Here is a 7,683-nt window from a genome sequence, read left to right on the forward strand (position 1 = left end):
ACTGTTCCTTGATCTTACCCTTCATCTGCTTCCAGTTCCCTTCGACACGATTCCAATCCATCTTCCTTCTCCTCTTTAGTTGGGCATGAATGGAAAACGCCAACAGCCCGGATTTGTTCAAATTTTTGGGACAGAGAGACGTTATGTGCGATTGATCGAAACGCCTCCGTCGGCGAGCATTGACGAACCTGTGACGAAGCTCGCCATATCCGAGCCCAGGAAGAGCGCCACCTTGGCGATCTCGTCCGGCTGGGCGACACGCTTTAGCGTGTGCAAGCCTTTGACGAAGGCAATCGTCTCCGGCGTGGCGTCCGGGAAGTTGATCGGATTTGCCTGTGTGTCGACGCCGCCTGGAAGCAGTGCGTTCACGCGCACATTCTTCGGGCCCAATTCAACCGCCAGCACCTGCACGAGGCCCATTAGCCCCGCCTTTGCCGCCGCATAAGCGCCCATGCCGGGCATGCCCACCGTATGGCCGACAAAGGTCGAGGTAAAAATGATCGATCCGCCGCCGCGCTCAATCATCGCCGGCGCCTGATGCTTGGCGGCAAGAAATCCGCTTGTCAGGTTGAGGTCGACGGTATCGCGCCAATCGCCGAGCGAGATATCGGCAAGCGAGCCATAGGCGCCGGTACCGCCCGCATTATTGAAGGCGATGTCGAGCCCCCCGAAACGCCTTGAGGCCGTTTCCACAAGCGAACGATGCAGTCCCTCGTCGCGTATCTCGCCTGCAACGGCAACCGCCTCTCCGCCGTCTGCCTCGATCTCCTCGACGAGCATTCCCAATTCTGCCTCACGCCGTGCTGTGACGACGAGTTTGGCGCCCTCGGCGGCAAAGAGTTTGGCCGCGGCGCGGCCGATACCGGCGCTGGCGCCACTGACAATTGCGATCTTTCCATTCAGGCTGTTCATACCGCACTCCGTTCATTGCTGAGGATCAAGTTCGGCACTCAGATCGCAAAACCGTGCGGCTGCAGCCACCCGTTTTCTGCGCTGCTGGAAGAAAACAAAAAACACGGTCGGTCGAGGGCGGGTTCCAATTCTCCCGGTGGCGATCTTATCAGGCGGCCTGGCCGCGTCCGGAGCCAGAGATCACCTCGCTCTCCGGCACGCTCGATCTTGTCCGAAAGCATGTCGAACAGGAGGACTTTCCCGACAATGCGGCGGCTCTGGCGTGGCCAATACTCCAACACGCCACTGCAACGAAAGAATTTGTCTTTCAAAACCGCGGCTTGGCAAAGCCGCGGCCACCAAACTCGGTATCGGCGCTGCTTATTGTGCACCGCGCAATCGATTTATTTGGGATGTGACTTTCATTCGATTCCCTTGATGCGCGATCGCCTCTAAAAGGACGGCACGAAAATCGGGAATCTCTTTTCATGCCGCGGTCTCGCAATACCCAGGGCGCAATCTTCATGAGCATGGCCATGGCCGGCTTTTCCTCTAGCGACGCCCTTTCCAAGTCTGTTATCAGCTATATGAACGCCGGCGAAATCATCTTTATCCGCGGCGTCTTCACCAGCATTCTCGTCTATCTGATCGCCCGTCATCTAGGAGCGCTCCGCTCCTGGCGCATCGTGCTGAAGCCGATTATCATCCTGCGCGTCATCTGCGAAGTGCTTGCCGCGGTCTTCTACATCACGGCGCTGGGCATGATGCCGATCGCCAATGCCTCGGCCATCCTGCAATCCCTGCCGCTCGTCGTGACCTTCGGAGCAGCAATCTTTTTCCGCGAGCCAGTCGGCTGGCGGCGCTGGTCGGCAATCCTGGTGGGCCTCCTCGGCGTCATGATCATCATCCGTCCCGGTCCCGAAGGCTTCACAACCGCAGCCCTTCTCTGCGTTGCCAGCGTCCTGGTGACGGCGGGGCGCGATCTTGCAACCCGCTCCATCGATCCCGAGATCCCCTCGTTAATGGTGACCGTCATCACCGCGATGTCGGTCGCCTTCTTCGGCGCGCTCCTCATGCCGGCGCTCGGCGGCTGGCAGCCCGTCAGCCTCACTTCGCTTTCGCACCTGCTTTTCGCTTCCGTCCTGGTGCTGATCGGCTATCAATGCGTCATCCTCGCGATGCGCACCGGCGAAGTCTCCTTCGTCGCGCCCTTCCGCTATACGAGCCTGATCTTCTCCGCACTTCTCGGCGTCTTCTTCTTCGCCGAGGTGCCCGATTTCTGGACGCTCTGCGGAGCTGCGGTTGTCATCGCGTCCGGCCTTTATACTTTCTATCGCGAGGCCAAACGCCGCGTGCCGCCGATGGCGCAGGAATCCGAGCCCAGAAGCCCCGTCTGAGAACCGCCATGGCCGATTTTTCCCTGCACAACACCAATATTCCCGGCGTCATCCTTGCCGGCGGCCGCTCGACGCGCATGGGACAGGACAAAGCCTCCGTCATGCTCGGCGGCCGCTCACTGCTCGATCATGCCATCGCGCGGCTGGCCCCGCAGGTCTCTACAATTGCGGTGAATGCCGACAGCGAGCCGCAATGCGGCCTGCGCTTCATTCCGGATATCATCCCGGGCAAAGCGGGACCGATGGCCGGCATCCATGCCGCAATGGCGCATGCGGCCACGCTTCCAGGCGTCAGCCATGTCGTGACCGTTTCGATCGACAGTCCCTTCTTCCCGGCAGAGCTTGTCGCAGATTTCGCCGCCGTAATCGATTCCCCGGCAAAGATCGCGATCGCCGCCTCCGAAGGCCGCCCTCATCCCGTCTTCGGCCTTTGGCCGGTTTCGCTGGGGGACGAACTCGCCGGCTGGATCGCAACGGACGAAAAGCGGCGCGTGCGCGACTTTCTGCTACGGCATAACGTTGCGGAAGTTGCCTTCCCGCTGCATCCGACGCGCGCCAGCCTGCTCGACCCTTTCTTCAACATCAACACGCCCGACGACTTGGTGGAAGCCGAGCGCTGGCTGCAGGTGCTTTCATGACCGGACCACGCATATTCGGAATCGCCGGCTGGAAGAATTCGGGCAAGACGGGACTTGCCGTACGTCTCGTCGCGGAGTTCACCCGCCGCGGCTACCGCATCTCGACGATCAAGCACGCCCACCACGATTTCGATATCGACAAGGTCGGCGCCGACAGCTACCGCCACCGACAGGCCGGCGCGCATGAGGTGACGATCGTCTCCGGCACCCGTTACGCCATCATGCATGAGTTGCGCGGCGCTCCCGAACCGGCCTTCGAGGAAATCCTCGCACGTCTCGCTCCCTGCGACCTGGTACTGATCGAAGGCTACAAGCGCGAACCGATCCCGAAGATCGAAGCCCGCCGCCTGGAAGCGGCCAGGCGCGATCTGCTGGCGCCGACCGATCCGCATATCTGCGCCATCGCCGCCGACCATCCCATCACGGACACGGATCTGCCGGTCTTCAGTCTCGACGACACGACAATGATCGCCGATTTCATCGCTGCCAAGATCGGACTTTCTCCAGCTTGCAGATAGAAAAAGCCGCCGCGCTAGCGACGGCATTTTCTCCTCGAACTGATTACTTACTGGTTCGACGCGACCGGTCGCACCAGAGCCGTAACGCGGCGAATGGTCACGCGGCGGTTTTCCTGTTCGGGACCATCCATATTGACCTTCAGGTAGCGCTCGCCATAACCCTGCGTCGCAAGGTTTTCCGGCGGAATGCCATAGACGTCCGTCAGCACATTGGCGACCGATTCGGCACGCTGGTCCGAAAGGACGAGATTGCTCTCGTCGGAGCCGACCGCATCCGTATGGCCTTCAATCAGGAAGGTTTCGCTCTGATCTTTTTGAAGCACCTCGTTCATCGCATCGGCAACCTTGCGCAGGCTCTGGGCCTGGCTCATCGGGATCTCGGCGCTACCCGTCGCGAAGGTGATCGTATCGAGGTCGATGCGACGGACTTTGTCGCGGATACGGGCCGAATACTTCACCTCGTTCAGCGAATAGACGCGCTCGACGGGTTCAACGGGCGGCTCGCTCAGGAACTCGTAATAATCGCGATCCGGATTGCTGCTTGTGTCGATGATGTAGTCGCGCACCGGGATCCCCAGCCGCATCGGCGGCAAATCAGCGCCCGGATCCTCGAAGTAGCCGCGGTCCGGATCATCGTAGAGTTCCGGCGAATAGTAGAGAACATATTCGCGGCCGCCGCTGTCGATGCGCGAGCGCTGGATGATATCACCATAGCGGTTGCGGATGGTCACGATGCGATAGCCTTCCGGGCGCTCGATCGTCTCGCGGTAACGGTCCCGCGAAAGCTGCTCGTAGAGCGGCCGTTCGCCGTCCCTGAGGAATCGGCGGTCGTCATCGCTGCGCACCACAATCCGGTTGTTGTATTGTATGATGGTGCGGTTGTCGTCACCCTCGTAACGCTCGACGCGCGCACCTTCCGGGCTCATGAACTCTGGCCTGCGGTCAAGCCTGCGGCCCTCTTCGCTCGTCACCGCCTCGAACTTGACCGGAGGCCGGCGCTGGCCTTCCGGAGCGAGCTGCGCATCGGCATCGGATTTCGGGGCGGCGATGACCTGCTGCTCTGCAGCGCGCAGGCGATCACGTTCACGCCGTCCGCCCCGGCCGGTAGCCCGGTCGGCATCCTTGTCGCTGTCGAGCACGGCGGCCCCGTTCTCGACCGGCAGGACAACGGTCTCGTTGCTTTTGCTCGGATCCTCGGCGATCTGCTTGCGGCGATCGAGCTCTTCCGGCGTCACCTTCTCAGGAGCAGGAATTGCCTGTTCTGTGGGCTGCGCCTCACCGCTCGGCTGTTCGCCAGTCGGCGCTGCGGGCTGGACGGGCACCTGCTCGCCCTGCTGTTGCAGCTGCTGTTCGCCACCTTCGGCAGGCTTCTGCGCCTCGCCCGGCTCTGCAGCAACTGGCGGCTTTTTGGGTGCCGGAGATTCGGCGGGCACGGGAGCCTTCTCGGGCGACGGTGATTCCTGCGGAACGGCTGCCTTATCTTCGGCCGGCTGCTGCTCAGGCTGAGCTTCTTTCACGGGCTTGCGGCCGGGTTTTGCCGCGGGCTGCTGCTCACCTTCGGTTGCTTGCTGCTGCCGCTTGCGCGGACGCTGCTGCTCGGGCTGCGCCTCTTCCGTCTGCTGTTGCGACTCGTCGGCCTGCGGCTGGGCTTCGCCCTGCTGGGGCGCTGTTTCCTGCTGTGCAGGCTGCTGCTCGCGCTGCTTGCGGCGCGGCCGCTCGCGATTTTGCGCGGGCTGCTGTTCCGGCGCAGCCTCAGGCGCTACCTGCTCCTGCTGTGGCTCGGGCGCAGTCTCTTCGGGCGCGGCTTGACGCTTCTTGCGTCGGGGCTGCTCCTCGCTTGGCTGAGCCTGCTGCGCTTCCGGGGCCTGCTCGGGTTCGGGTTCTGCCTTGCGCTGTTTGCGACGCGGCGCTTCCTGTTCGGCCTGCGGCGCCTCCTGCTGGGGTTCTGCCTCAGGCTGCTGCTCCTCGGCAGGCCGCTTGCGCTTCTTCTTCAGAAGCTCTTCATCCGAAGGCGCAGCATCCTGCGCGACCTCGTAGCTGCCGCTGATCACCTGCGGTATGGGCCGCATCGCCCTTCCACCGGCTGCGGTCGCTGCATGGGCCGGCGACATGGCCAGAGACAGCGAAAGCAGCGGGAAAGCGGCGCTAGCAAACAATCTTGATTTCATTCCCATGAGGTTCCTCGTCTTCTTGTTGAGCCTTTTGGAACACCTGCAGGGCGTCCCGACGTTTTGGGCGGACTTGGGACCGAAATCGTCCAAATCCGGATTTGTTCCCCCTGTTTTAGGAAGCCCGTCATTAACCCGGTATGAATGCTGCGGTTCGGTGCCGTTCATCTTTGCCACAGTTTGCGCCGCACCATTGCGCTGCGATTCCAGTTGCAATTTGCAAAAAAAAGGTTTGATTATCGCCCCAAGGCGGTGCCCCGTGCCCGCCGCATTCCGGTCGCTGGCGGATAAGAAGAAGACGCAGCGGCCAACCAACAGAGAGGATCCTCATGCGTATCTCCACCCGCTTTCTTGCAGCCGCTTCACTCGCAGCGCTGTCGCTCTTCGCAGGTTCGGCAATGGCCGACGGCGAGAAGTACGTGATCGGCACAGACTCGACCTACCCGCCTTTCGAATTCGTAGACGCCAGCGGCGAGATCAAGGGCTTCGACATCGACATCGCCAAGGCGCTCTGCGCTGAAATGAAGGCCGAATGCACCTTCGTCAGCGCCGACTGGGACGGCATCATTCCGGCGCTGCAGGCCAAGAAGTACGATATGATCGTTTCGTCGATGTCGATCACGCCGGAGCGTCTGAAGCTCGTCGACTTCACCAACAAGTACTACAACACGCCGCCGGCCGTCGCCGTGCCGAAGGACTCGACGATCACCGACGTCGCCGGCCTGAAAGGCAAGACGATCGGCGCACAGACCTCGACGACGCACGCCAACTACGCCGAAAAGCACCTTGCCGACACGGAGCTCAAGCTCTATCCGACCGCCGACGAGTATAAGCTCGACATCTCGAGCGGCCGTATCGACGCCGCCATCGACGACGTCGTCGTTCTCTCCGAATGGATCAAGTCGGAAGCCGGCGCCTGCTGCAAGATCCTGACGACGCTTCCCGTCGACAAGGAAATCAACGGCGAGGGCGCCGGCATCGCCGTGCGCCAGGGCGACCCGCTCAAGGAAAAGCTGAACACCGCGATCGCAGCAATCCGCGCCAACGGCAAGTACAAGGAAATTCAGGACAAGTACTTCGACTTCAACGTTTACGGCGAATAAGAAAACTTGTAACTGACCGGCAAAGACGGTGGCGGAAGGCTTGCTCTTCCGCCATTTTTGTTTGACAACCATGGAAAGATCAAAACGGCATAAGCCGTGAGGGGAAAGTTGGCATGGGCGGATTGTTTTCCGCGCCGGGCTCGTTCTGGGCCTGGATAGGATATATCTTTGATCCGCTCTGCGGACCTGCCGGCGTTTTCACCTGGTTCGGGCAATCGACCATCCTCGCCTGTGGCGATGCGGGCTGGGGAGACGAAATCGCGCTCGGCCTGAAGACTACCGTCGCCGTGGCGCTTCTGACGCTTCCCGTCGGGCTCATCATCGGCTTCTTTGTCGCGCTTGGCCAGCAATCGGAAGAAAGGTCGGTGCGCCTTGCGTCGGGCATCTACACCACGATCTTCCGCGGCCTGCCCGAGCTCCTGACGCTCTTCATCATCTATTACGGCCTTCAGATCCTGATCCAGTCGGTGCTCACCTCCTTCGGCTACGAGCAGCGGGTGGAGATCAATGCCTTTGTCGCCGGCATGATTGCGCTCTCGGTGGTCTTTTCCGCCTATTGTGCGGAAGTGCTGCTGTCGGCCTTCCGCGCCATTCCGAGGGGCCAGTACGAAGCCGGCTATGCGCTCGGCCTTCATCAAGGCCGCACGCTCGGCTTGATCGTGCTGCCGCAATTGATCCGCATCGCCCTGCCCGGCCTCACGAACCTGTGGATGATCCTGCTCAAGGACACCTCCTACGTCTCGATCATCGGCCTTGCCGACATCCTGCGCCAGACCGGAGTCGCCGTCCGCGTCACCAAGCAGGCTTTCTTCTTTTACATCATCGCCTGCGGCCTCTATCTCGCGCTTGCGGTCATCTCGTCGATCGGCCTCAGCTATATCGAACGCTGGGCGAAGCGCTCTGGGGTCCGCCGATGAGCTATGCGCAAACCCTCCTCCCGCCGCAGCCGGCGCCGACGGAACACGTCG

General features: G+C 61.5%; 7 protein-coding genes. 5 read left to right on the plus strand and 2 right to left on the minus strand.

Annotated features, from left to right (window positions below):
• Positions 1 to 141 precede the first annotated feature (141 nt).
• Positions 142 to 912: an SDR family oxidoreductase gene (locus C9413_RS24190; protein ID WP_170250999.1), complete on the minus strand. Its 771-nt coding sequence runs from the start codon at positions 910 to 912 to the stop codon at positions 142 to 144.
• Between the two features lie 467 nt (positions 913 to 1,379).
• Here C9413_RS24190 and C9413_RS24195 point away from each other — a divergent pair, with 467 nt between their 5' ends.
• From C9413_RS24195 to mobB, 3 genes are read left to right on the plus strand one after another with little or no spacing between them, the layout of a single operon-like run.
• Positions 1,380 to 2,288, plus strand: coding sequence for a DMT family transporter (locus tag C9413_RS24195; protein WP_039845082.1), 909 nt, complete (start codon positions 1,380 to 1,382; stop codon positions 2,286 to 2,288).
• Positions 2,289 to 2,296: 8 nt separating this feature from the next.
• Positions 2,297 to 2,926: a molybdenum cofactor guanylyltransferase MobA gene (gene mobA / locus C9413_RS24200; protein WP_039845083.1), complete on the plus strand. Its 630-nt coding sequence runs from the start codon at positions 2,297 to 2,299 to the stop codon at positions 2,924 to 2,926.
• On the plus strand, positions 2,923 to 3,444 hold the full coding sequence (gene mobB, locus C9413_RS24205; protein ID WP_039845084.1) for a molybdopterin-guanine dinucleotide biosynthesis protein B: 522 nt from the start codon (positions 2,923 to 2,925) through the stop codon (positions 3,442 to 3,444). Before mobA ends, mobB begins: the two co-directional genes overlap by 4 nt.
• Positions 3,445 to 3,491: 47 nt before the next feature.
• Here mobB and C9413_RS24210 read toward each other — a convergent pair whose 3' ends face one another.
• Positions 3,492 to 5,618: an OmpA family protein gene (locus C9413_RS24210; protein WP_170251000.1), complete on the minus strand. Its 2,127-nt coding sequence runs from the start codon at positions 5,616 to 5,618 to the stop codon at positions 3,492 to 3,494.
• Positions 5,619 to 5,941: 323 nt separating this feature from the next.
• Between C9413_RS24210 and C9413_RS24215 the strand changes: the two genes are divergently transcribed.
• Together C9413_RS24215 and C9413_RS24220 are read left to right on the plus strand one after the other, a co-directional pair.
• On the plus strand, positions 5,942 to 6,715 hold the full coding sequence (locus C9413_RS24215) for an ABC transporter substrate-binding protein (RefSeq protein WP_039845085.1): 774 nt from the start codon (positions 5,942 to 5,944) through the stop codon (positions 6,713 to 6,715).
• Positions 6,716 to 6,828: 113 nt separating this feature from the next.
• Entirely contained in the window at positions 6,829 to 7,632 is an 804-nt protein-coding gene (locus C9413_RS24220) for an ABC transporter permease (RefSeq protein ID WP_039845086.1), read from the plus strand.
• Positions 7,633 to 7,683: the final 51 nt, after the last annotated feature.

Source organism: Rhizobium sp. SEMIA 4085 (genome assembly GCF_013004495.1).
In the GTDB taxonomy this organism is placed as follows: domain Bacteria; phylum Pseudomonadota; class Alphaproteobacteria; order Rhizobiales; family Rhizobiaceae; genus Rhizobium; species Rhizobium gallicum.

Coding starts and splice junctions, on each gene's coding strand:
- C9413_RS24220 (WP_039845086.1), top strand. CDS start 6,829: ATGGGCGGATTGTTTTCCGCGCCGGGCTCGTTCTGGGCCTGGATAGGA.
- mobB (WP_039845084.1), top strand. CDS start 2,923: ATGACCGGACCACGCATATTCGGAATCGCCGGCTGGAAGAATTCGGGC.
- mobA (WP_039845083.1), top strand. CDS start 2,297: ATGGCCGATTTTTCCCTGCACAACACCAATATTCCCGGCGTCATCCTT.
- C9413_RS24195 (WP_039845082.1), top strand. CDS start 1,380: ATGCCGCGGTCTCGCAATACCCAGGGCGCAATCTTCATGAGCATGGCC.
- C9413_RS24210 (WP_170251000.1), bottom strand. CDS start 5,618: ATGGGAATGAAATCAAGATTGTTTGCTAGCGCCGCTTTCCCGCTGCTT.
- C9413_RS24190 (WP_170250999.1), bottom strand. CDS start 912: ATGAACAGCCTGAATGGAAAGATCGCAATTGTCAGTGGCGCCAGCGCC.
- C9413_RS24215 (WP_039845085.1), top strand. CDS start 5,942: ATGCGTATCTCCACCCGCTTTCTTGCAGCCGCTTCACTCGCAGCGCTG.